This window comes from Paraburkholderia terricola, assembly GCF_900142195.1.
In the GTDB taxonomy this organism is placed as follows: Bacteria; Pseudomonadota; Gammaproteobacteria; order Burkholderiales; family Burkholderiaceae; genus Paraburkholderia; species Paraburkholderia terricola.
Genome location: NZ_FRAB01000009.1, coordinates 115,238 through 138,478, shown reverse-complemented (window position 1 = coordinate 138,478; position 23,241 = coordinate 115,238). Strand labels below are relative to the sequence as shown.

The 23,241-nt window shown below is 64.8% G+C and carries 17 protein-coding genes; 6 read left to right on the top strand and 11 right to left on the bottom strand.

Annotated features, from left to right (window positions below):
• The first annotated feature begins 2 nt into the window (after positions 1 to 2).
• The 4 genes from glgX to treY all read left to right on the top strand — a co-directional run bounded on the left by glgX (position 3) and on the right by treY (position 9,345).
• A complete protein-coding gene (gene glgX, locus BUE39_RS10545; protein WP_073428598.1) occupies positions 3 to 2,222 on the top strand; it encodes a glycogen debranching protein GlgX in 2,220 nt (739 codons plus the stop codon).
• Between the two features lie 135 nt (positions 2,223 to 2,357).
• A complete protein-coding gene (gene treZ, locus BUE39_RS10540; protein ID WP_073428597.1) occupies positions 2,358 to 4,277 on the top strand; it encodes a malto-oligosyltrehalose trehalohydrolase in 1,920 nt (639 codons plus the stop codon).
• Positions 4,274 to 6,490: a 4-alpha-glucanotransferase gene (gene malQ / locus BUE39_RS10535; RefSeq protein WP_073428596.1), complete on the top strand. Its 2,217-nt coding sequence runs from the start codon at positions 4,274 to 4,276 to the stop codon at positions 6,488 to 6,490. The genes treZ and malQ overlap by 4 nt, the downstream gene beginning before the upstream one ends.
• Positions 6,487 to 9,345, top strand: coding sequence for a malto-oligosyltrehalose synthase (gene treY / locus BUE39_RS10530; protein ID WP_073428595.1), 2,859 nt, complete (start codon positions 6,487 to 6,489; stop codon positions 9,343 to 9,345). The genes malQ and treY overlap by 4 nt, the downstream gene beginning before the upstream one ends.
• Before the next feature lie 24 nt (positions 9,346 to 9,369).
• Here the strand turns inward: treY and BUE39_RS10525 are convergent, their stop codons facing one another.
• Positions 9,370 to 10,713, bottom strand: a complete 1,344-nt coding sequence (locus BUE39_RS10525; protein WP_073428594.1) for a hemolysin family protein — start codon at positions 10,711 to 10,713, stop codon at positions 9,370 to 9,372.
• Between the two features lie 96 nt (positions 10,714 to 10,809).
• Positions 10,810 to 11,616 carry a sensor histidine kinase gene (locus tag BUE39_RS10520; protein WP_073428656.1) on the bottom strand — a complete coding sequence of 269 codons (807 nt, stop codon included), beginning with the start codon at positions 11,614 to 11,616 and terminating at the stop codon, positions 10,810 to 10,812.
• Between the two features lie 185 nt (positions 11,617 to 11,801).
• On the opposite strand from BUE39_RS10520, the gene BUE39_RS10515 reads away from it, so the two are divergent.
• Both BUE39_RS10515 and BUE39_RS10510 read left to right on the top strand, forming a co-directional pair.
• Positions 11,802 to 12,143, top strand: coding sequence for an FKBP-type peptidyl-prolyl cis-trans isomerase (locus BUE39_RS10515; protein ID WP_027803023.1), 342 nt, complete (start codon positions 11,802 to 11,804; stop codon positions 12,141 to 12,143).
• Between the two features lie 45 nt (positions 12,144 to 12,188).
• Positions 12,189 to 12,974, top strand: coding sequence for an AraC family transcriptional regulator (locus tag BUE39_RS10510; RefSeq protein ID WP_073428593.1), 786 nt, complete (start codon positions 12,189 to 12,191; stop codon positions 12,972 to 12,974).
• Positions 12,975 to 13,032: 58 nt separating this feature from the next.
• Here BUE39_RS10510 and BUE39_RS10505 read toward each other — a convergent pair whose 3' ends face one another.
• The 9 genes from BUE39_RS10505 to trpB all read right to left on the bottom strand — a co-directional run bounded on the left by BUE39_RS10505 (position 13,033) and on the right by trpB (position 23,208).
• Positions 13,033 to 14,223 carry an O-succinylhomoserine sulfhydrylase gene (locus BUE39_RS10505; RefSeq protein ID WP_073428592.1) on the bottom strand — a complete coding sequence of 397 codons (1,191 nt, stop codon included), beginning with the start codon at positions 14,221 to 14,223 and terminating at the stop codon, positions 13,033 to 13,035.
• Between the two features lie 299 nt (positions 14,224 to 14,522).
• Positions 14,523 to 16,073 (bottom strand): amidophosphoribosyltransferase, encoded by a 1,551-nt coding sequence (gene purF / locus BUE39_RS10500; RefSeq protein WP_073428591.1) that lies wholly within the window; start codon positions 16,071 to 16,073, stop codon positions 14,523 to 14,525.
• 146 nt (positions 16,074 to 16,219) lie between these two features.
• Positions 16,220 to 16,714, bottom strand: a complete 495-nt coding sequence (locus BUE39_RS10495; protein ID WP_073428590.1) for a CvpA family protein — start codon at positions 16,712 to 16,714, stop codon at positions 16,220 to 16,222.
• Positions 16,715 to 16,721: 7 nt separating this feature from the next.
• Entirely contained in the window at positions 16,722 to 17,642 is a 921-nt protein-coding gene (locus tag BUE39_RS10490) for an SPOR domain-containing protein (RefSeq protein ID WP_073428589.1), read from the bottom strand.
• 29 nt (positions 17,643 to 17,671) lie between these two features.
• The gene (gene folC / locus BUE39_RS10485) at positions 17,672 to 18,982 is read right to left on the bottom strand and encodes a bifunctional tetrahydrofolate synthase/dihydrofolate synthase (protein ID WP_073428588.1); all 1,311 of its coding nucleotides are present in this window, start codon (positions 18,980 to 18,982) and stop codon (positions 17,672 to 17,674) included.
• Positions 18,983 to 19,286: 304 nt separating this feature from the next.
• The gene (gene accD / locus BUE39_RS10480; RefSeq protein ID WP_073428587.1) at positions 19,287 to 20,159 is read right to left on the bottom strand and encodes an acetyl-CoA carboxylase, carboxyltransferase subunit beta; all 873 of its coding nucleotides are present in this window, start codon (positions 20,157 to 20,159) and stop codon (positions 19,287 to 19,289) included.
• A gap of 81 nt (positions 20,160 to 20,240) precedes the next feature.
• A complete protein-coding gene (gene trpA, locus BUE39_RS10475; protein ID WP_073428586.1) occupies positions 20,241 to 21,053 on the bottom strand; it encodes a tryptophan synthase subunit alpha in 813 nt (270 codons plus the stop codon).
• 44 nt (positions 21,054 to 21,097) lie between these two features.
• Positions 21,098 to 22,003: a DNA-methyltransferase gene (locus BUE39_RS10470; protein WP_073428585.1), complete on the bottom strand. Its 906-nt coding sequence runs from the start codon at positions 22,001 to 22,003 to the stop codon at positions 21,098 to 21,100.
• 11 nt (positions 22,004 to 22,014) lie between these two features.
• Positions 22,015 to 23,208, bottom strand: coding sequence for a tryptophan synthase subunit beta (gene trpB / locus BUE39_RS10465; protein ID WP_073428584.1), 1,194 nt, complete (start codon positions 23,206 to 23,208; stop codon positions 22,015 to 22,017).
• Positions 23,209 to 23,241 lie beyond the last annotated feature (33 nt).

Sequence of the window (23,241 nt, the reverse complement as noted above, 5' to 3'; positions counted from 1 at the left end):
ACATGTCGCATGCAATGCCCGACCGGCTGTTGCCGGGCTCGCCTTATCCGCTCGGCGCCCATTGGGATGGACTCGGCGTCAACTTCGCGGTGTTCTCGGCGAACGCGCAGAAAATCGAGCTTTGCCTGTTCGAGCCGACCGGCCGCAAGGAACTCCGCCGCTTCCCGCTGCCCGAATGCACCGACGAAATCTGGCACGGCTATCTGCCGAATGCGCATCCGGGCACCGCCTACGGTTTTCGCGCGCATGGGCCGTATCAACCGCAGCACGGGCATCGCTTCAATCCGCACAAGCTGTTGCTCGATCCGTACGCGCGCAAGCTCGTCGGGCAGTTCCGCTGGTCGGATGCGCTGTTCGGTTATCGCGTGCATTCGAATCGCGCCGACCTTTCCATCGACCGGCGCGATTCGGCGCCGGCCATGCCCAAGTGCGTCGTGATCGACGAAGCGTTTGACTGGTCGCACGACAAGCGCCCGAACGTGCCTTGGGGCGAGACCGTGATCTACGAAACGCATGTGCGGGGCGCCTCGATGTTGCGCGCCGACTTGCGGCAGCACGAGCGCGGCACCTTCGCCGCGCTGGCTTCGCCCGAGTTCATCGAGCATTTGCTGAAGCTGGGCGTGACCGCCGTCGAATTGCTGCCGGTGCATGCGTTTCTCAACGACCGCTTTCTGGTGGAGCGCGGGCTGCGCAACTACTGGGGTTACAACACCGCGGCGTTTTTCGCGCCGGAGCCCTCGTATCTGAGCACGCACCGGCTCGATGAAATGCGCATCGCCGTGCGGCAGTTGCACGCGGCCGGCATCGAGGTGATTCTCGACGTGGTCTACAACCACACCTGCGAAGGCAACGCGATGGGGCCCACCGTCTCATGGCGCGGCCTCGACAACGCGAGCTACTACCGCCTGATTCCCGGCGACGAGCGCCACCATATCAACGATACCGGCTGCGGCAACACGCTCAATCTGCCGCATCCGCGCGTGCTGCAAATGGTGATGGATTCGCTGCGCTACTGGTCGACGGCGTTCAATATCGACGGCTTCCGTTTCGATCTCGGCGTGACCCTCGGCCGCGAGCAACACGGTTTCGATCCCGGCTCGGGTTTCTTCGACGCCTTGCGCCAGGACCCGATCCTGTCGCAACGCAAGCTGATTTCCGAACCGTGGGACATCGGCCCCGGCGGCTATCAGCTCGGCAACCATCCGCCGGGCTTCGCGGAATGGAACGACCGTTTCCGCGACACCGTGCGCCGTTTCTGGCGCGGCGACGCGGGCTTGCGGCCCGATCTCGCCGCGCGTCTCACGGGCTCGGCCGATCTGTTCAACCGGCGCTTCAGAAAACCGTGGGCGTCGATCAATTTCGTGGCGTCGCATGACGGTTTCACGTTGGCCGACATCACCGCTTACGAGCAGAAGCACAACGAAGCCAATCAGGAAGACAACAACGACGGTCACAATGAAAACTGCAGCCGCAACTGGGGCGTCGAGGGCCCGACCGACGATCCCGAGATGCTGGAAACGCGCAAGCGCGTGGCGCGCTCGCTGATCGCCACGCTGCTGATCGCGCTCGGCACACCGATGATGCTGGCCGGCGACGAATCCTTGCGCACGCAGAACGGCAACAACAACGCGTACTGCCAGGACAACGACTTATCATGGATCGACTGGGAACGCGCGCAAGCGCCGGACGGCCGTCAGATGACCGAGTTCGTCGCGCGCGTGATCGCGTTGCGCAAGCATCATCCGCTGCTGCGCGAGACACGCTTTCTGTTCGGCGATCGTGAAGTGTTGCCGGGCCTGTTCGACGTCGGCTGGTTCGACGAAAACGGCGACCCGCTCACCATCGAAGCCTGGGAAGACCCCGAAGGCCGCGCGTTCACGCTGCGGCGCGCGGGCCCGGGCCTGAACGGCGAAACCGAAGTATTGTTGATGATGCTCAACGCGGGCGACGAAACGCTGCGCTTCGCGCCGCCGCCGCCGCACCTGGAATGGCATGTGCTGCTAGACACTGCCGAGCCGGACAGCGCGCCGCATCGACTGGCGGTTCCCGAGGTGGAGGTGGCCGCGCATAGCCTCGTGATGCTGGCCGCGCAACCGGTGGGCGAGGCCGATTGGCAGGCGGGCTGGAAGGCCGGCGCGCAACATGGGCCGCGGCTGTTGACCGCGCTGCCGCCCGATCCGGGTGCGCATGCGCCCAGCAGCGATACGTCGCCGACCGCTTAGGCGGCAAGCGCGTCGCGACAGGCACGGCATGCATGGCGTGAAAAAGGCGGCAGCGTCGAGCCGCCCCCGGAGCCCGGAGAGACACGACGGACAGGTAACACGCGGCACGCAGGCAAAACCGAATGGTGACGACTCATGTCAGAAAGCCCGATTGATCCTCACGCGCATCATCACGCGCATTGTCTGCCCTTCGGCGCTCAGTTGGTGGGCGCCGCGGGGACCAATCCCTGCACCCGCTTCCGTTTCTGGGCGCCGTCGTGCAAGAGCGTCCAGGTCGAAATCGAGAGCGGACCGGCGGCCGGCGCGCACGACATGGCGCCCACCGGCAACGGCTGGTTCGAAGCCACGGTCAACGGCGGCGCGGGCACGCTGTACCGCTTCCGGCTGGATGGCGAGCATGCGGTGCCCGATCCGGCGTCGCGCTTTCAGCCGCACGATGTGCATGGGCCGAGCGAGGTCATCGACCCGCGCGCGTATCGCTGGGAACACGCCGACTGGCACGGCCGGCCGTGGGAAGAAACGGTGCTCTACGAGTTGCATGTCGGCGCGATGGGCGGCTATGCGGGCGTGAAGAAGCGCTTGCCGGCGCTCGTCGCACTCGGCGTGAGCGCCATCGAGTTGATGCCGTTGAACGATTTTCCCGGCAAGCGCAATTGGGGCTATGACGGCGTGCTGCCGTATGCGCCGGATTCCGCCTATGGCCGCCCCGAGGAACTGAAAGCGCTGATCGACGCCGCACACGGTCTCGGCCTGATGGTGTTTCTCGACGTGGTCTACAACCACTTCGGGCCGGACGGCAACTATCTGCACGAATACGCCCGCTCGTTCTTCCGCGACGGCACGCATACGCCCTGGGGTCCGGCGATCGATTTCGAGCGCTGTGAAGTGAGCGACTTCTTCACGGACAACGCGGTCTACTGGATCAACGAATATCGCATCGACGGTCTGCGTTTCGATGCGGTGCACGCGATCGACAGTCATGCGTGGCTGCGCGAACTCTCCGACCACATTCGCGCGCGGGTGCAGCATGGCCGGCATGTGCATCTGGTGCTGGAAAACGAACACAACAGCGCGAGCCTGCTGGAAACCCATTTCAGCGCACAGTGGAACGACGATGCGCACAACACGCTGCACGTTTTGCTGACCGGCGAAACCGAAGGCTATTACCACGCGTATGAAGATCAGCCGATCCGCCGGCTGGCGCGTGTGCTGTCGGAAGGCTTCGCGTATCAGGGCGATCCGTCGCCGCTGCACGACGGCGCGCCGCGCGGCGAATCGAGCAGGCATCTGCCGCCCACGTCGTTCGTGATGTTCCTGCAGAACCACGATCAGATCGGCAACCGCGCATTCGGCGAGCGTCTGCGCAAGCTGACGTCGGACGACGCATTGCGCGCCGCCACCGGTTTGCTGCTGCTATCGCCGCACATTCCACTGCTCTTCATGGACGAGGAATACGGCTCCACGCAGCCGTTCCTGTTTTTCACCGACTACACCGGCGAGCTCGCCAACGCCGTGCGCGAAGGACGGCGCCGCGAATTCGCACGCTTCTCCGCGTTCAGCGACGCCCGGCGGCGCGAGCAGATTCCCGATCCGAACGATGAACAGACGTTCATCGCGTCGTCGCCGCCGGAGCCCGTTCAGCCGCCCGCGCAAACCGACGAGGCGAAGGATCGGCTCGACTGGATGCACTTCTACAAATCGGCGCTCACCGTGCGGGCGAAATTGATCACGCCACGTCTGAGGCACGGCAAGGCGCTCGGCGCGGCCGTGCTGAGCACCGAAGGCGGCGCCGACGCCCATGCGCTGGTCGCGCGCTGGCAACTCGGCGACGGCGAGACCTTGTCGGTGGCGTTGAATCTTTCGAAGGAGAGCGTGCCGTTCAACCACGTGCCCGCCGGCAAGGTGATTTTCGAAACGCCGCCGCGCGTGCGCGAACAGGTCGACGTCAACGTACTGCCGCCGAATGCGTTCGTCGCATGGCTGACCGGCGACGTGAGCGACTACGCGATCGGCCACGATGCCCGCGTTGTCGGCCAACAGGAGCACCACGCGTGAACAGCACCCGACGCCCCAGCGACACGATCCTGACGCTCGCCACGCGCGCCGGCTTCGAGGTGGAGTGGCAGGATGCGCATCGTAAGACGCAACACGTGCCCGAGAACACGCTCACGGTGCTGCTCGAACGGATGGGTCTGCCGTGCGCCAACGCGACGCAAATCCGCCAGAGCGCCGCCGCGTTGGAAGCCGAGTTATCGGGCCGCAAACTGCCGCCGCTGATGACCGCGCAGGTCGGCCGCGGCATCGCGTTTCCCGCCGCGCCGATCAAATCCGGCAGCCACTATCGGATCGAGCTCGAAAGCGGCTCGATCATCGACGGCCGCTTCACGGCGCCCAAAGGCGAGGAAGCCTTGCTCGCGCCGATCGACGAGCCCGGCTACCACACGCTGGTGATCAACGAGCAACGCGTGACGCTGGCGGTGGCGCCGCGGCGCAGCTATACCATCGCCGACGCGTGGCGCACGCTGCATGGCGACAGCGCCGCGCGCACACCGCCGCTGTGGAGCATCGCCGCGCAGCTATACGGCTTGCGACGCGCGGGCGATGGCGGCATCGGCGACTATTCGGCGCTCGCGCAACTCGCGATCGGCAGCGCGAAGCGCGGCGCGCATGCGCTCGCCGTCAGCCCGACGCACGCGATGTTCAGCGCGGAGCCGAACCGCTTCAGTCCGTATTCGCCGTCGTCGCGTTTGTGGCTGAACGTCACGCATATCGATCCCGCTGCCGTGTTCGGCGCGGACGCGGCGCGCGCCGCGCTCGAAGCCGCTGGAGCCAGCGACGCGTGGTCGAATCTCGAAGCCTTGCCGCTGATCGACTGGCCGAACGCCGTCACGCTGAAGCTGAAGGTCTTGCGCACGCTCTACGAAAATTTCTGCGCGCACGAACGCGCGCGGAATGCGCCGCGCGCGCTGGAATTTCACGGCTTCTGCGAGCGGGCCGGACGCGCGCTCGAAGACCACGCGCGTTTCGAAGCGCTGCAAGCGTGGCAACTCTCACAGGAAGGCGGTCACGGTCATTGGCGCAACTGGCCTGCGGCGTTGCGCGATCCGCGCAGCCCGGAAGTCGAGGCCTTCGCCGAAGCGAATCGTCATGAAGTCGACTTTCATCTGTTTCTGCAATGGCTCGCCGCGAAGGGTTTGTCGCACGCCCAGCATGCGGCACGCGATGCGGGCATGGCCGTCGGCCTGATCGCCGATCTCGCCGTGGGTTGCGATAGCGCCGGCAGCCATGCGTGGTCGTATTGCGACGACATGCTGCAAGGGGTGTCGGTCGGCGCGCCGCCCGATCTGTTCAATCAGGCCGGGCAGGCGTGGGGCCTCACCACGTTCTCGCCGCGCGCAATGCGCACGCAAGGTTTTTCGGCCTTCATCGACATGCTGCGCGCCGCGTTCGCGCACGCGGGCGGCATCCGCATCGACCACATTCTCGGTTTGCGCCGCCTATGGCTCGTGCCCGAGGGCGAAAGCGCGCGCAACGGCGCGTATCTGCGCTATCCGCTCGAAGATCTGCTGCGCCTCATCGCGCTCGAATCGTGGCGGCATCGCGCGATCGTGATCGGCGAGGATCTGGGCACCGTGCCGCCCGGCTTTCGCGAACGGCTCGACGAGCACGGCATCGCCGGGATTCGCGTGCTGTGGTTCGAGGGCGGGCACGACGGCAAGGGTTTCAAGCCGCCGCGCGAATGGGACCGCAATGCGGTCGGCACCACCACCACGCACGATCTGCCGACCGTGGCCGGCTGGTGGCGCGGCAGCGACATCACGTGGCGCAACCGGATCGGCCAGACGATGGCGCGCGCCGACGGCCGCGATCCCGAGCAAGCCGCGCATGAAGACCGCGCGAACGACCGCGCCGCGCTGTGGCGCGCGTTCCAGCAGGCCGGCGTGGCCGCGCCGGACGTGGCCGCGCCGCCGCCGGATGAAGCGCCCGTGGACGAAGCGCTCGCGTTCGTCGCCGCCACGCCGGGACCGCTCGTCACGTTTCCGCTCGAGGATTTGCTCGCGCAGGTCGAGCAGCCGAATCTGCCGGGCTCGATCGACGAGCATCCGAACTGGCGCCGCCGCATGAGCTTGCCCGTCGACGCGCTGTTCACGGACGACACCTTCTGCGATCGTCTGCTCGCGGTGGACCGCGCGCGTGGCGCCGCAACCGTTCCCTCCTCCAGCGCCTCCAACGCTTCCAGCGCTTCCCCGGAGCCTGATACGCCATGACCGTCCCACGCTCCACGCTGCGCCTCCAGTTCCATCGAGGCTTCACCTTCGACGATGCCGCGAGGCACGTCGACTATTTCGCCGCGCTCGGCATCAGCCACGTGTACGCGTCGCCCGTCACGACCGCCGAGCCGGGGTCGATGCACGGCTACGACACCGTCGACTACACGCAGGTCAACGCCGAATGCGGCGGCGAAGCGGGCCTAAGGCGTCTCGCCGACAAGCTGCGCGCGCACGGCATGGGACTGATCGTCGATATCGTGCCGAACCATATGGGCGTGGGCGGTTCGAGCAACGCATGGTGGCTCGACATTCTCGAATGGGGCCGCCACAGCGCGTATGCGCGCCATTTCGATGTCGACTGGCATTCGCCCGATCCGGCCTTGCGCGGCAAGGTGCTGGTGCCGACGCTCGGCGCGCCGTATGGCGACGAGCTCGCGGCGGGCCGCATCGCGTTGCGTTTTTCCGCTGACAGCGGGCGCTTTCATATCGGCTACGGGCCGCATGTGTTTCCGGTGTGTCCGACCGATTACGCGTCGATCCTGCAAAGCGCGGACCGCGCCGATCTCAGCGCGCTTGCCGAGCGCTTCCAGGGATTGACCACCCAGCCCGCCGATCAGCCGCGCGCCGCCGAGGCGCGCGAGATGCTGCGCGAGTTCGTCGCGCGAAACGGCACGTCGGCGCTCGAGTTCGTGTTGCAGACGTACGCGCCCGAGGAACCCGTCACGCGCGACCGCCTGCATCGGCTGATCGAACGGCAGCACTTTCGCCTCGCATGGTGGCGCACGGCTTCCGATGAAGTGAACTGGCGGCGCTTCTTCGACATCTCGACGCTGGCCGGCGTGCGCGCGGAACGGCCCGAAGTGTTCGACGCGGTGCACGCGCTGGTTTTCCGGCTGTATCAGGAAGGCGTGGTGGACGGCTTGCGGATCGATCACGTCGACGGCCTGGCCGAGCCGCGCGAGTACTGTCAGCGCGTGCGGCAACGTCTCACGGAACTGCGCGACACCGCGCCGTATGTGGTGGTCGAAAAGATCCTCGGGCGCGGCGAACGCTTGCGCGACGACTGGCCGGTGGACGGCACGACCGGCTATGACTTCATGAACGACGTGGGCGCGCTTCTGCACGATCCGGCCGGCGCGGAACCGCTCGCGCAAACGTGGGCCGAACTCACCGGCCGCAGCCAGCGCTTTGCCGACGAAGCGCTGGCGGCACGGCGCAAGATTCTGGTCGAAAACCTGTCGGCGGAACTGGACCGCGCGGCACGGGCGCTCCATCGCATCGCCCGCGATTCGCTGAGCACACGCGATTTCACCTTCACCACGCTGCGCCGCGTGCTGACCGAACTGGTCGTGCATTTTCCGGTGTATCGCATCTATCCGCAGAACGGTTTGCGCAGCGCCGCCGACAACGTGTATTTCGAGCAGGCGCTCGCCGGCGCGAACGAGACGCTGCCGCGCGCGGACCATGTCGCACTCGATCGCGTGAACGCATGGCTGGGCGGCAGCGCCGAGGAAGCGCCCGCCGCGCGGCCCGGCGCGCAACCGCAGCAGGGCCAGAACGGCGGGCCGCCGGGTCACTCGGGTTCCGCGCGGCGCACCGCGCAGATCCTGTTTTCGCAATTGACCGCGCCGGTCGCCGCGAAGGCGGTCGAGGACACGGCGTGTTACCGCTATGGCCGTCTGTTGTCGCGCAATGAAGTTGGCGCGGACCCCGGCGAGTTCGCGTTGTCGGTCGACGAATTTCACGCGGCCAACCTGGAGCGCTCGCAGCGCTTTCCTCATGCGATGCTCGCCACCGCCACGCACGATCACAAACGCGGCGAGGACGTGCGCGCGCGACTCGCGGTCTTGAGCGAGATCGCGCACGACTGGGGCTCGACCTTGCGCGCGTGGTCCACGTTGAACGCGCCGCACCGCCGCGCGCTCGACGGCACACCGGTCAGCAGCGTCGGCCAGGATATGAGCTATGACTGGGCGCCCGGCCCCGCCGCCGAGGCGATGCTGTACCAGACGCTGGTGGGCTGCTGGCCGCCCGATCTGCAGCCGGACGACGAGGCCGGCATCAAGGCATTGGCCGAGCGCGTCGCGCAATGGCAGTTGAAGGCGCTGCGCGAGGCGAAGCTGCAAACCGGCTGGCTCGCGCCCGACGAAGGATATGAAGCCGGCTGCCGCGATTTTCTGTTCGACATCCTGGCGCCGCAGCGGCGCGACGGGTTCCTCGCGGAGTTGTCCGGGTTCGTCGCGCGAATCGGCCGAGCCGGCGCGCTCAACAGCTTGCAGCAGACGGTCTTGCGGCTGGCGTCGCCTGGCATCCCCGATCTTTATCAAGGCACCGAGTTGTGGGACTTCAGTCTGGTCGATCCCGACAACCGCCGTCCCGTCGATTTCGCGAAACGCGAGGCGTGGCTCGCGCAGACGCCGCCGTCCGAATTTCTGCCGGGTTGGCGCGATGGACGCGTGAAGCTCGCGGTGGTGCAGCGCGTGCTGGCACTGCGCGCGCATCTGCCGGAGTTGCTGAGTCAGAGTGCGTATCTGCCGCTCGCGGTGCGCGGCGCGCATGCGTCGCATGTGATCGCGTTTGCGCGACGGCATGGCAACGCGTGGGCCGTGGTGGTGGCCAGCCGGCTCGCCGCCGGCCTGCTCGGCGAGGATGGCGATTTGCCGCTAGTCGAACCGGCGAAATGGGAGGATACGGCGGTGGAGGTGCCCTCCGACCTTTCGGCGAGGGCGTTGTTCGACTGGCTGAGTCCGGCCGCGCCGAAGGTGGGAGAGAACGGCTTGCTGTATCTGCGCGACGCGCTCGCGGCGATGCCGATTGCGCTGCTGGTGGAGGATGGCGTGCCGCGCAGTTAGGGCGGCGGTTCACCGCCTCATGACTCAGCCGCCTTCGTCGTCGAAGATTTTCGGGTACACGCGCACGAGCACGATGCGCGGTCCCTTCATTTTCTTGACCACCACGTCGAAGCGGTCGAACTCCACTCTCTGACCTTCAGACGGCAGATCGTTCAGCGCCTGAATCACGAGGCCGCCGACCGATTCGGCCTTGCCCTCGTCGATATCGATGCCCAGCGCGCGCTCCAGCGACACCACCGGCAAGCTGCCCTTGCCCATCAACGTGCCGTCGTCCATGCGCGACCAGTCGGCGTCGCCCTGACGGAATTCGTCGTGAATCTGGCCGACCAGCGCGCCGAGCAGGTTGTCGAGCGTGAGAAAGCCGATCGGCTTGGAGTTCTTGTGACCGACCAGCGCGAAATGCGGCGCACCCTTGCGGAAGCGGCGAAACAGTTCGAGCGCCGGCATCTCCGGCTTCACATACTGCACGGGGCGGGCGTACTTGGAGAGGTCGTCGAGCGTGCTGCCCGCGTGCCGCGCCAGCAGCAGGTCTTTCAGATGGATCATGCCGGCCACGCGCTCGCCGGATGCGTCTTCGAACAGGGGATAGCGGCTGAAGCGATGCTGCGCCACGACGTGCATGTTTTCGCGCGTGGGCAGATCGAGCCGCAAGCCGATCATTTCATAGGCCGGACGCATCAGGTCGGACACAGTCATGCGCGAGAAATCGAGCGAATGCGCGATGGTGTTCCACTCGTCCTGACTGTATGCGCCCTCCGGCGAACCCAGCTCGCTCGCGACGTTGGTGCGGCGGCCGCGCAAAATCAGCTTGAGTTCGTCGGTTGAATAGTGCGAGTCGTGACCGTGGTCCTCGGCGAGTCCCGCGAATTTCAGCACCGCGTTGGCGCTGCTATTGAGCACCCAGATCGCCGGGTACATCGCCCAGTAGAAACCGTACAGCGGCATGGCGGTCCACAGCGAAACCTTCTCCGCCTCGCGAATCGCCAGCGACTTGGGCGCGAGTTCGCCCACCACGATATGCAGAAAGGAAATGCACGAGAACGCGAAGAACAGCGAGATGCCGTGGATCAGCTTTTCCGACTCCACGCCGATCAGGCTGAAGACCGGCATGAGCAGTTCGGCGAACGCCGGCTCGCCGATCCAGCCGAGCCCGAGCGAAGCGAGCGTAATGCCGAGCTGGCAGGCGGACAGATACGCGTCGAGACGCCCGTGAACTTTTGCCAGCAGCCGTCCGCGCAGGCCGTGCCGGTTGGCGAGGCTTTGCACCCGCGTCTGCCGCAACTTGACCAGGCCGAATTCCGCGGCGACAAAAAAACCATTGAGGGCAACGAGCAACAACGCACCGATAAGGGCGACGACCTGGATCAAAGCTGGGGGCTCCGGCAACAAAAGTTGTCAGTATAGAGGGTGAAAGCTCGTTGAAACCTCAATGGCGCGTGGGAAAGCGCCGCAGTCGGCGGTCGCTCACCTCGCTGCGGCCGCGCTTAGCGGCACCTTCAGCGCGAGCGTGGCCGCTGCGCTCTCGGTTGCGTCGCTTTGCTCGAAGCTGCCGCCGTGCGCTTCCGCCACGCGTTTGCAGAGCGCCAGCACCCACGCGATCCGCTTGGCTTCGCGCGGCTCGCGCGCCTGCTTGCGCGCAAAGGCTTCGAGCACATGAGGCAACGACGGATCGTTCAGCGCGGTAGCGTTCGTGTCGTACGTGACGGTGGCGTGCCAATTCGTCGCGTCCGCGCGTGTGGCCAATGCGGCCGTGGCGCCCTGCGCGCTTGCTTCGACCGCGAAGGTCAGCATCACCCACAAGGCGCCGGCGAGTCGCTCGCGGTCGCCGTTGAGCTGCTCGGTGGCGAGTTGCGAATCGACCTTGACCTCCACGCCGCGCGCGCGAGCCAATCCCGAGCGGACCTCTTCCACGGTTTCGTCGATCAGCGGATGCAGCGGAAATGGCGCGTATGCGAGCGCCAGCGATTTCGTCTCGGCGCGCGTGGCGTCGACGATCGTCTCGAGCAGCTTCACCTGCTGGTCCACGCCGTTACGAATGCCGGTGACGGCGCGTTGCGCATTGGCGTCGTTCGCGTCGAGCTTGCGCTCGAGCACGTAGGCCCAGCTATGAATGGCGTTCAACGGACCGCGCAAGTCGTGCGAAACCAGCGAGAGCACATGATCGCGCATGAACAGCGCGGTTTCCGCACGAAGGCGGGCAGTGCGTTCGGAGACGGCGAAGCCGGAAGGAGCCGGCTGTTCGCCGGCGGAGCCGGCGTAAGACGTGGTCACGATCGAGCCCTCAGGCGTTGCATGAATGGTTTGAAGAAGCCCCATTATAGGCATGCGGCCTGGCGCAGCCAGCCTGGCCGGATGGCCAGTCTGGTCGCAATCGGCATGCCACGCGGCAATCCTCGGCATGCGGCGCCAACGCGCCTACAATGTCGGTTTTTACGTTTTTGACCTGAGGAGCGACTATGTCGACAGTAACAACCGAATCCGGCCTGAAGTACGAAGACATCGTCGAAGGCACCGGCGCCGAAGCCGTGGCCGGCAAGACCGTCAGCGTGCACTACACCGGCTGGCTGACCGACGGTCAGAAGTTCGATTCGAGCAAGGACCGCAACGACCCGTTCGCTTTCGTGCTCGGCGGCGGCATGGTCATCAAGGGCTGGGATGAAGGCGTGCAAGGCATGAAGGTCGGCGGCACGCGCAAGCTGACGATTCCGCCGCAACTCGGCTACGGCGTGCGCGGCGCGGGCGGTGTGATTCCGCCGAATGCGACGCTCGTGTTCGAAGTCGAATTGCTCGGCGTTTAAGTTTTTCGCTGTTTTGTAATTGCGCATCGCCAACGAGTCACGCCGATGGGCCACGCCGCCGTCACCGCACCCAGCGTTTCGCTGCGCCGCTACGGCGCGGTCGAAGCGTCGGACGTGCACGACTTTCATCAGGTCGTGCTCGGGCTCGACGGCGCGATGGTGATGGCGGTGGACGGCGTCGCGCAACAGATCGACGCCGGCTCCGCCTGGCTGATCCCGGCGGGTGCGCGGCACGACTATGCGGGCGTCGGCGAGAACCGGCAGTTGGTGCTGGATTTGCCGGCCGCCTCGCTGGCCGTGCCGGAGCGTTTGTTCGACCGCGCGCGAGCCGTTGCGGTGGACCCGTCGCTCACGCAACTGGTGCATCGGATCGCGGCGCACGCCACCGGCGGTGCGGCAGGCGACGATCACCTGCATACCAGGCGCTTTCATTGGGACGCGGCCGCGCGACTCGGTGCCGCATTGGTGGCCGACGCGGGCACGACAGCCGCGGGTGTCCCTGCACCTGGCGCCGGTCTGGACTTCGCGCGAATCGACCGCTGGCTTCGCGCGCATCTATCGGAACCGCTGCGTATCGCCGATCTCGCCGCACATTGCGGCTTCGGCATGCGGCGCTTTCATCAGCTTTTTATTGAAGCGTTCGGCGAAACGCCGCATCGCTATTTGCAGCGCCTGCGGCTCGACACGTCGCTCACGCTGCTTTCCGATCCACGCCTCTCGTTGACCGATATCGCATTGGAAATCGGCTTCGGCGATCAAAGCGCTTATACGCACGCCTTCACGCGGCGTTTCGGGCTGGCGCCCGGTCAGTGGCGCGCGTTGCGCCACTGAGTTTCACTGCGCGAGCCGCCGGCTGAGGCGACCCGCTCCCCGCGTTCAAACCGCTCGATCAACCTGCCAGGCCGCGCGCCAGATCGCCGCGAATGTCACCGGCGTTTTCCAGACCCACTGCCAAACGGATCAAGCCTTCGCTGATGCCCGCGGCCGCGCGCGCTTCCGGCGTCACGCGAGCATGCGTGGTGGTGGCCGGATGCGTGATGGTCGTGCGCGTGTCGCCGAGATTGCCGGTGATCGAGCAGATCTTCGTGTTGTCGATCACGCGCCAGGCGTTCGCGCGCATCTGCTCGGGCGTGTCGCCCTTCAGTTCGAACGAGAGAATCGCGCCGCCCGCCTTCTGCTGACGCATCGCCAGCGCATGCTGCGGATGCGATTCGAGCCCAGGGTGGAACACGCGGTTCACGGCGGGATGCGTTTCGAGCCAGCGCGCGATTTCGAGCGCATTCGCCGACTGTTTTTCGACACGCAGTGACAGCGTTTCCATGCCCTTCAACAATACCCAGGCGTTGAACGCGGACAGCGTCGGCCCGGTGCTGCGCACGAACGGGAACACCTTTTCCATGATGAATTTCTTCGAGCCGACCAGCGCGCCGCCGAGCACGCGGCCCTGGCCGTCGAGGAACTTGGTGGCCGAATGCATCACGACGTCCGCGCCGAGCTTCAGCGGCTGCTGCAAGGCCGGGCTGCAGAAGCAGTTGTCGACCACGAACAGCGCGTTCGCCGCTTTCGCAATCTTGCTGATTGCTTCGATGTCGGCGACTTCGGTCAACGGGTTCGACGGCGTTTCGAGGAAGAACATCTTCGTTTCGGGACGCACGGCATTTTTCCACGCATCCAGATTGGTCGGATCGACGAACGTGGTCGCGATGCCGAACCTGCTGAAGATCTGCGAGAACATGCCGAGCGTCGAGCCAAATAGCGCCTGCGAGCTCACCAGATGGTCGCCCGCCTGCAACGTCGACATCACCACCGACATGATCGCGGCCATGCCCGAAGCCGTGGCCATGCACGCCTCGCCACCTTCGAGCGCGGCCAGCCGGTCCTGGAACATCGTGACGGTCGGGTTCGTGAAGCGCGAATACGTGTAGTTCTCTTCGGAATTCTTGAAGCGTTCGGCGGCGTCCGCGGCACTCGTGAACATAAAGCTCGAGGTCAGGAAAATCGCTTCCGAATGTTCGTTGAAGCCGCTGCGCACAGTGCCCGAGCGGACTGCCAGCGTGTCGAAGTTCAGGGAGTCGTCCATGTTGGTTCTGGTTTCCAATGTTCCGTGGCTGCGTTCGGCGCGCGTGGCTCAGGTGAATGAACTGTGCGCGAACGGCAGCAACAAAAAAGCCCGCTTTTGCGTCGGCATAAGCGGGCTTCATGTGCGGGGAAAGCTGGAGCGGAGGCGGATGACTGCGGCTTTTCCACCATTCGCTTTAGCTGTTTCGGGTTGCCCCGCGTCCGCAAGCTGAGATCAAATCGACGCAAGCCGTCATGCTAACACGCTCGCGGCGCGGCGTGCAGTGCGCCACTGCCATGCCATGCCGCGAGCGCAACCGTTCAACCCACCGACAGTTGCAGATGCAGTTGCGAACGTGCCGGGCCGCCGCCGTCGATCGCTTCGCTCGCGGCGTCGCGGTCCGATTGCGAGGACGGTGCGAGACGCGCGGTTTCGATGCGATCGAGATACTCGGTGGTGACGTCGCCGGTCACGTAGTTGCCGTCGAAGCAGGACGCTTCGAATTCCTTCAACGCCGGGTTGATGTCGCGCACCGCCTGCTTGAGCGCATCGACGTCCTGATAGACGAGATGATCGGCGCCGATCATGCGCGCGACTTCGTCGTCCGAGCGGCCATGGGCGACGAGTTCGCCACGGGTCGGCATGTCGATACCGTAGACGTTCGGGAACTTCACCGGGGGCGCCGCCGAAGCGAAGATCACCTTGTTCGCGCCGGCATCGCGCGCCATCTGCACGATTTCATGCGAGGTGGTGCCGCGCACGATCGAGTCGTCGACGATCAGCACGTTCTTGCCCTTGAACTCGATGCCCATCGCGTTCAGCTTCTGGCGCACCGACTTCTTGCGCACCGCCTGGCCCGGCATGATGAAGGTGCGGCCCACGTAGCGGTTCTTGAAGAAGCCCTCGCGGTATTCGACGCCCAGCTTCTTCGCGACCTGCATCGCGGCCGGACGCGACGAATCCGGAATCGGCATCACGACGTCGATCGCGACGTCGGGCAGCTCGCGCTTGATCTTTTCGGCGAGATAGTCGCCCATGCGCAGACGCACGTTGTAGACCGGCACGCCGTCCAGCACCGAATCGGGACGTGCGAGGTACACGAGTTCGAAAATGCACGGGTTCAGGCTCGGGTTCGTCGCGCATTGCTGCGAGTGCAGATTGCCGTCGAGGTCGATGAAGATCGCTTCGCCCGGCGCGATGTCGCGGACGAACTCGAAGCCGATACCTTCGATCGCCACCGATTCCGAAGCCAGAATCCACTCGACGCCTTCCGGCGTTTCCTGCTTGCCGAGGCACAGCGGGCGGATGCCGAACGGGTCGCGGAAACCGAGCAGGCCGTAGCCGGCGATCAGCGAGACGATCGCATACGAACCCCGCACCCGGCGATGCACGCCCGAGACCGCCTTGAACAGCGCGGCCGGATCGAGTTGCAGGCCAGAACTGGAGAGCTGCAATTCGTGCGCGAGCACGTTGAGCATCACTTCGGTGTCGGAATTGGTGTTGATGTGGCGGCGATCGATGCGGAACATCTCATCTTTCAGTTGCTGCCAGTTGGTCAGGTTGCCGTTGTGCGCGAGGATGATGCCGAACGGCGCGTTCACGTAGAACGGCTGGGCTTCTTCTTCGCTCGACGCGGAACCGGCGGTCGGGTAGCGGACCTGGCCGATACCGGTCGTGCCGGGCAGGCTGCGCATGTTGCGCGTGCGGAACACGTCGCGCACCATGCCGTTAGCCTTGTGCATGTGGAAATTGCTACCGTTCGCGGTGGCGATGCCGGCGGCGTCCTGACCGCGGTGCTGCAAAAGCAGCAGGCTGTCATAGATCAGCTGATTGACCGGAGAATGGGAAACTACGCCTACGATGCCGCACATGGCATGTCCTTCAAAGGTACGAAATTCGTCATGGCCGCCGGGTGCCCACGGTGTTACGCAATGGTGCGCGTTGCTATGCGCCGGTACTTAGGGCAACCGGTTTGCGCCGGAGTCCTGCTGCGTTCCCTCGACTGCTCGGCTGATCGTCAAACACGGACGTAGGCAGCAAGCGTTTCCGGAAGCAGCGGTTTCATTACGTGCACGCCCTCGACCGCATAGGGCCGAAGCAAGGCGTTGCGCCAGAATTCCTGTTGCGGCAGTTCGGTCAAGCCTGCAAGGGCGACCAGAATCACCACCAGAACGACCCCGCGCGCGAGGCCGAACATCAAACCGAGCGAGCGGTCCACGCCGCTCAAGCCGGTTGCCTGCACGATACGGCTCAGCAACGCATTCAGCACGCTCGCCACCAGCACCACACCGATCGCGACCAGCGCGAAGGCCAGCAGCCATTGAGTCAACGCACCGCCCGGCCAGGTGGACGGAATGTACGGCACGACATAACCGACGAAGCGGCAAGCAATGAAAAATGCCGCGATCCAGCCGATCAGCCCGAATATCTCGGACAGAAACCCGCGCCACGTGCCGCGCAAGGCCGACAAACCAATCACCGCCATTACAGCGTAGTCGAATGCAGTGAACATCGCTCGCTTACTGTGCGGCGCCGCTGTTCGCGCCCGACGTCAAGCCGGCCTCGCGAACTTTTGCAATCGCAGCGCTGGCGGCCGCACGGTCGGCGAACGGACCGGCGCGCAATAGCGTAAGCGTCGTACCGTCGGCCTGCTTTCCATGTTCGATATATGCGGGCACACCCGCCGCTTTCAACTTGGTTGCCCAATTACGCGCGCTGGCGTCGTTCGCAAATGCGCCCAACTGGACGGCAAAGCGGCTGCCCGGCGGCGATGCCGGCGTGCCGGAATTGGCGTCAGCGCTGGCGGCGGTGGTGTTCGAGTCGTCTGTGTTAGCGGCGGCAGCGGTCGCCGCGCCGCGCGTGGCCGGCGGTTTGGCCGCCGGCTTGGCGGGGGCCGCAGGCGCGATGTTGGCGGCGACGGCCGGTGTTTGCGGTTTCGCTGACGGTTTGGCTGCGGACGCCGCGTTTGTTTCGGCGCTCTGCCCGGTTTGCTGTCGCGCCGTGCCGGATTGCTCACGTTGCGTGGCGGCCGTTGCCGGCGCCGGTGCGAGGCTGGAAGCGGCAACCGCCGCGTCGGGCGTCGGATTGTCGGGTGCTACGCCGGCCTGCGTGTCCTCGTTGGTCCTCGTGGCCTTCGGCGCCGGACGGCTGGGGATGTCGATCGAAATGTCGTCGGTGACGGGTTTGGGATGCGAGTCCAGCACCATCGGCAGGATGACCACCGCCGCTACTACCATCGCGATCGCGCCGACGAGCCGGCGCCGCGCACGCTGTTTTTCCGGCAATGTGGGGTCAAGCAGCATCGCATCGGCATCGACGGTGCGCTCCGTGCGGCGGGTTCGCCGCTCCACGCGCTCGCCCCGGGCCGCACGAGTGGAACTGGTGTTTGCGCCACGCCGGCTAGGCGCGTCGTCTTTCTTGCCGAACGAGAAAATTCCCATGAATCGCTTGGTTCGAGCCTGGCGCTCGTTCAGTGTTGCTGCGATTTACGGTAGGACATGACGCCAGCTACCGTATAGAAACTGCCGAAAATCACGATTCTATCATTCTCTGACGCTCGTTTTAGCGCGTCTTGGAAAGCCTCGGCCGGTGTTGCGTAGCGCGTTACGCTGCTGTCCGCGTCGTCGCTGACGCCGAGGTCACGCAAGGCTGCTTCCAGTTGTTCGGCCGACGCCGCGCGCGGAGTCGGCAGATCGGTTACGCACCAATGGTCGATCTCGCCTTTCAGATGCGTCAGGATGCCGGCGATGTCCTTGTCGCGCATGGCGCCGAATACCGCGTAGGTATAGGGAAAGAAGCCCATGTTGCCGAGATTCTGCGTCAACACGGCGGCCGCGTGCGGGTTATGGCCGACGTCCAGCACGATGGCCGGCTTGCCGGGCAGGACCTGGAAGCGCCCCGGCAATTCGACATTGGCAAGGCCGAGCCGGATGTCCTGCGCCGAGACCGGCAAACGGTCGCGCAGCGCCTCCAGACCGGCCAGCGCGGCCGACGTGTTGATCAGCTGATTCGCGCCGCGCAATGCCGGGTAGGCAAGCGCCGAGCGGCGCATGGTCGGGCCGACGTAGCTCCATTGCTGCCGCTCGCTGCCGGCCTGCCCTTCGTAGCGAAAATCGCGGCCGAACAGCCACAGTTCGGCGCCGATCTTTTCGGCATGATCGATCAGCGTTTGCGGCGGCACCGGGTCCGCGCAGATCGCCGGCTTGCCGGGGCGGAAAATGCCGGCTTTTTCGAAAGCGATTTTCTCGCGCGTATCGCCGAGATAGTCCGCGTGATCGATATCGATGCTGGTGATGATCGCGCAGTCCGTATCGATGATATTGACGGCGTCCAGCCGGCCGCCCAGACCGACCTCGAAAATCACCGCGTCCAGTCCGCGCGAGGCGAACAGGCTCATGATCGCCAGCGTCGTGAATTCGAAGTAAGTCAGTGAGACCGGTTCGGCGAGGCTCGTGCGCGCGGCTTCGACAGCTTCGAAGTGCGCGAGCAGATCGGCGTCGCTCGCCATTTCACCGTTCACGCGCGCCCGCTCGTTGAACGACAGCAAATGGGGCGACGTGTGGCAGCCCACCGTGAAACCCGCGCGCAGCAGAATCGATTCGAGGATCGCGCAGGTGGAACCCTTGCCGTTCGTGCCGCCCACCGTGATGACCGGGCACGCGAACGACAACTGCATCGCGTCGCGAACCTGGCTGATGCGCGCCAATCCCATGTCGATGCCGACCGGATGCGCGGATTCGAGGTGCGTGAGCCACGCGTCGAGGGTGGGGAATGTGGTCATCGGGTGAATCGCGAGTGAATCGGTTAGGCAGTGTGATGGAGGTGCGCGGGTCGGCCGATTGCCCGGCGCGGCGCGCCATGGCGGCGCTCGAACAATCGCTCGGCAGCGCCTGTTTCGCAGACTTTATGCGCACAAAACCGCATCTGGCCGCGCGAGCAACCGGCGCTCGGCGCTCGATTGCGAGACCGTGATTATCGCGGAAATGACAGCGCGCCGCTTGATTGCTCATGCGGCGCGCTATTTTTTGACTGCTTCCTGACGATGACCGCGCTCGCACGGCGCGGCGGCCAATGGCGATCGCGGCTCAGGCGACCGCGTCCGCCGGTTGATGGCTCAACAGTGCCATCAGTTGCGCCAGTTCCTCGCGCAGCTTGCGACGGTCGACGATCATGTCGATCGCGCCCTTCGTTAGCAGGAACTCGGCGCGCTGGAAACCTTCCGGCAATTTTTCACGCACGGTTTGTTCGATCACGCGCGGGCCGGCAAAGCCGATCAGCGCCTTCGGCTCTGCGATCACGACGTCGCCGAGGAACGCGAAGCTTGCCGACACGCCGCCCATGGTCGGATCGGTCAGCACGGAGATGAACGGCAGCTTGGCTTCGGCGAGCTTGGTGAGCATGGCCGTGGTTTTCGCCATTTGCATCAACGACAACAGGCTTTCCTGCATGCGCGCGCCGCCCGAAGCGGTGAAGCAGATGAACGGCACTTTCTGTTCGAGCGCGTTCTGCGCGCCGCGCACGAACCGTTCGCCGACCACCGAACCCATCGAGCCGCCCATGAACGAGAACTCGAAGCATGCGACCACCACCGGCAACGTGTGGATGGCGCCGCCCATCACGACCATTGCGTCGGTTTCGTCGGTGTCGTCCATCGCCTCTTTCAGGCGATCCGGGTACTTGCGGCTGTCCTTGAACTTGAGCGCGTCCACCGGGACGACTTCCTGGCCGATTTCATAGCGGCCTTCGGCGTCGAGCAGGCCGTCGAGCCGCTCACGCGCGCCGATGCGCATGTGATGCTCGCACTTCGGGCAAACGTGCAGATTGGCCTCGACGTCGTTGCGATACAGCACGGCTTCGCACGACGGGCACTTGATCCACAGGCCTTCCGGAATCCCCTTGCGGTTCTTCGGGTCGGTTTGTTTGATTTTCGGCGGCAGCAGCTTGTCGAGCCAGCTCATATTGAATCCTTCTGGGGTCAGCGGTTGCGCAAACGGCGGGACGGACCCGCCGCTCACACTTCAGACGACAAAAAATGACTGTTATCGGGCAGTCGCGACGCTATCGAGCGCTTCGCGCACTTCGGCGACGAAACGCGTGAGCGCCTCGGCGGCAGCTTCCGGGGCCGCTTGTTCGAGCAATTGCACGATACGGCTACCGATCACGACGGCATCGGACACCTCCGCCACCAGACGCGCTGTTTGCGCGTCGCGGATCCCGAAACCGACGCCCACCGGCAAGGGCACGCGCGACTTGATGGCCGGGATTTTACTCGCGATGCTGGAAACGTCCAGATTTGCCGCTCCGGTCACGCCTTTCAGCGAGACATAGTAGACGTAGCCGCTGGCGATCTTGCCGACTTCCGCGATGCGCTCATCCGTCGAGGTGGGCGCAAGCAAAAAGATCGGATCGATGCCTGAGGAGCGCATCTGTTCGGCGAACTTGACGCACTCTTCAGGCGGGTAGTCGACCACCAGCACACCGTCGACACCGGCTTCCTTCGCCGCCTTGGCAAAGGCCTCGGTGCCCATGCGCTCAATCGGATTGGCGTAGCCCATCAAGACGACGGGCGTCTTGTCGTTGGTCTCACGGAAACGCTTGACGTCGGCGATTACATGGCGCAGCGAGACGCCCTGCGCCAACGCGCGCTCGGACGATTGCTGGATGACCGGGCCATCGGCCATCGGGTCGGAAAAGGGCACGCCGAGCTCGATGACGTCCGCACCGCCAGCGGCAAGCGCGTGCATGAATTCGACTGTACGGGCCGGGTCTGGATCGCCGGCCGTCATGAACGGAATCAGGCCTTTCTTGCCTTGGGCGGACAGTGCGGCAAACGTATTCTTGATACGGGACATGGAAATATTCTCGGTTTTGGGCTACTGCGCTTATTGCACGTTGCTCATTGCACTTCGGTCTGCCGTTGAGCCCTGGCTTTAACCGAGCGGGGCGCGGCAGGGGCTGCCGCGGCACTGACGCGTTCACGCGCTATCGCGCAGTAACTTTCATTGATCTCATAGCCGACGAATTCGCGCTGCTGACGGGCGCAAGCGACTGCGGTGGTGCCGCTGCCCATGAACGGGTCGAGAACGCGCCCGCCCTTTGGGCAGCTTGCCAGCACCATGCGCTCGACAATTTCCAGAGGTTTCTGGGTAGGGTGATCAACGCGCTCGGCATGTTGCCGATGCAGCCGCGATACCGACCAGACGTCCTTCGGGTTATAGCCAAGCTCCAGCCATTTGCTGCCTTCAAACAACTTACGCGAACGTGCCTTCTTCGTGACGGCATCGTACGGGATACGGACGGGATCGAGGTCGAAGTAGTAATCCTTCGACACCGCGAAAAAGCCGATGTTGTCATGCACCGAGGTAAATCGGCGCACCGTCCCGCCCATGCTCGGCACGCGCCGGTCCCAGATGATTTCGTTGATCATCGTGAGTTTGGTCTTCAGATAGCTGAAGATTTCCGGGGCGTACTGCCAGGTGCAGAAGATATAGAGCGAACCCGACGGCTTGAGCTTCGGAATAGCCAGCTCGAGCCAGCCACGCGTCCAGGCGAGAAAATCGTCGCCGCTTCGCATGTCGGAGTCGTTGCCATAATCCTTGCCGAGCCCGTAGGGCGGATCGCAAAGGATCAGGTCGATCGACCCGTCGGGAATGTTCGCCACATCGGTCAGGAAATCGCGGTTCAACAGCTGGATGCCGGCCGGCACCTGCGGTAGCAAGGATGCAGGGGCCTCGGCCGCCGGTGTCCCGGCGGCCGGCGTGGTTTCAAGCGCCGGCTGCGGCTCGTCGAACTCGTCGCGCATCGTCGCGGCGCTCAGAACTGAATGCCCGATCGCTCGGCGACCGTATGCATGTCCTTGTCGCCACGGCCCGACAAATTGACTAGCAGCACTTTGTCCTTGGGCAACGTCGGCGCGAGTTTCGCGGCGTAGGCCAGCGCATGGCTGGATTCCAGCGCCGGAATGATGCCCTCGATGCGGCAGCAATCGTGAAACGCCTTGAGCGCTTCCTCGTCGGTGATGCCGACGTATTGCGCGCGATTGCTCTCTTTTAGCCAGGCATGCTCCGGGCCGACGCCCGGATAGTCGAGACCCGCCGATACCGAATGCGTCTCGATGATCTGACCGTTCTCGTCTTGTAGCAGATAGGTGCGGTTGCCGTGCAGCACGCCGGGACTGCCGCCGATCAGAGAGGCTGCGTGACGACCGGTTTCGAGGCCGTCGCCGGCCGCTTCCACGCCGATCAGCTTCACCGAAGCGTCGTCGATGTACGGGTAAAAGATACCCATCGCATTCGAACCTCCGCCAACGCACGCGATGACGGCGTCCGGCTGGCGGCCGACGAGTTCGGGCATTTGCACCTTGCATTCGTCACCGATTACCCGCTGGAAGTCGCGCACCATCATCGGATACGGGTGCGGTCCCGCCACTGTGCCGATGATGTAGAACGTGCTTTCGACGTTCGTCACCCAGTCGCGCATCGCTTCGTTGAGCGCGTCCTTCAACGTACGCGAGCCCGACTCGACCGGCACGACGGTCGCGCCGAGCAGCTTCATGCGGTACACGTTCGCAGCCTGGCGGCGGACGTCTTCCGAGCCCATGTAGACCACGCACTCCATGCCGAAGCGCGCTGCGATGGTCGCCGTGGCGACGCCATGCTGGCCCGCGCCGGTTTCCGCTATCACGCGCGGTTTACCCATCCGCTTGGCGAGTAGCGCCTGGCCAATCACGTTGTTGATTTTGTGGGCGCCGGTGTGATTCAAGTCTTCCCGCTTGAGAAAAACTTGCGCGCCACCCAGCATTTCGCTCCAGCGCTGCGCGTGATAAATCGGCGACGGACGGCCGACGAAATACTTCAATTCGCGCTCATACTCGGCGACGAATTCGGGGTCTTTCTGATATTTCTCGTAGGCGGTGCGCAGCTCGTCAAGTGCGTGAACCAGCGTTTCGGCGACGAACACGCCGCCAAATTGGCCGAAATGGCCTCTTTCATCAGGCAAGTTGTACATGTGATCACTCTTCTCAGTGTGGCGCGCGGCCTT

What these genes read in the sequence shown, in the direction of transcription:
- BUE39_RS10510 (WP_073428593.1), top strand. Translation starts at nt 12,189, where the DNA reads ATGGGCCACGCCGCCGTCACCGCACCCAGCGTTTCGCTGCGCCGCTAC.
- purF (WP_073428591.1), bottom strand. Translation starts at nt 16,073, where the DNA reads ATGTGCGGCATCGTAGGCGTAGTTTCCCATTCTCCGGTCAATCAGCTG.
- treZ (WP_073428597.1), top strand. Translation starts at nt 2,358, where the DNA reads ATGTCAGAAAGCCCGATTGATCCTCACGCGCATCATCACGCGCATTGT.
- trpA (WP_073428586.1), bottom strand. Translation starts at nt 21,053, where the DNA reads ATGTCCCGTATCAAGAATACGTTTGCCGCACTGTCCGCCCAAGGCAAG.
- BUE39_RS10505 (WP_073428592.1), bottom strand. Translation starts at nt 14,223, where the DNA reads ATGGACGACTCCCTGAACTTCGACACGCTGGCAGTCCGCTCGGGCACT.
- folC (WP_073428588.1), bottom strand. Translation starts at nt 18,982, where the DNA reads ATGACCACATTCCCCACCCTCGACGCGTGGCTCACGCACCTCGAATCC.
- BUE39_RS10495 (WP_073428590.1), bottom strand. Translation starts at nt 16,714, where the DNA reads ATGTTCACTGCATTCGACTACGCTGTAATGGCGGTGATTGGTTTGTCG.
- BUE39_RS10515 (WP_027803023.1), top strand. Translation starts at nt 11,802, where the DNA reads ATGTCGACAGTAACAACCGAATCCGGCCTGAAGTACGAAGACATCGTC.
- glgX (WP_073428598.1), top strand. Translation starts at nt 3, where the DNA reads ATGTCGCATGCAATGCCCGACCGGCTGTTGCCGGGCTCGCCTTATCCG.
- treY (WP_073428595.1), top strand. Translation starts at nt 6,487, where the DNA reads ATGACCGTCCCACGCTCCACGCTGCGCCTCCAGTTCCATCGAGGCTTC.
- trpB (WP_073428584.1), bottom strand. Translation starts at nt 23,208, where the DNA reads ATGTACAACTTGCCTGATGAAAGAGGCCATTTCGGCCAATTTGGCGGC.
- BUE39_RS10470 (WP_073428585.1), bottom strand. Translation starts at nt 22,003, where the DNA reads ATGCGCGACGAGTTCGACGAGCCGCAGCCGGCGCTTGAAACCACGCCG.
- accD (WP_073428587.1), bottom strand. Translation starts at nt 20,159, where the DNA reads ATGAGCTGGCTCGACAAGCTGCTGCCGCCGAAAATCAAACAAACCGAC.
- BUE39_RS10490 (WP_073428589.1), bottom strand. Translation starts at nt 17,642, where the DNA reads ATGGGAATTTTCTCGTTCGGCAAGAAAGACGACGCGCCTAGCCGGCGT.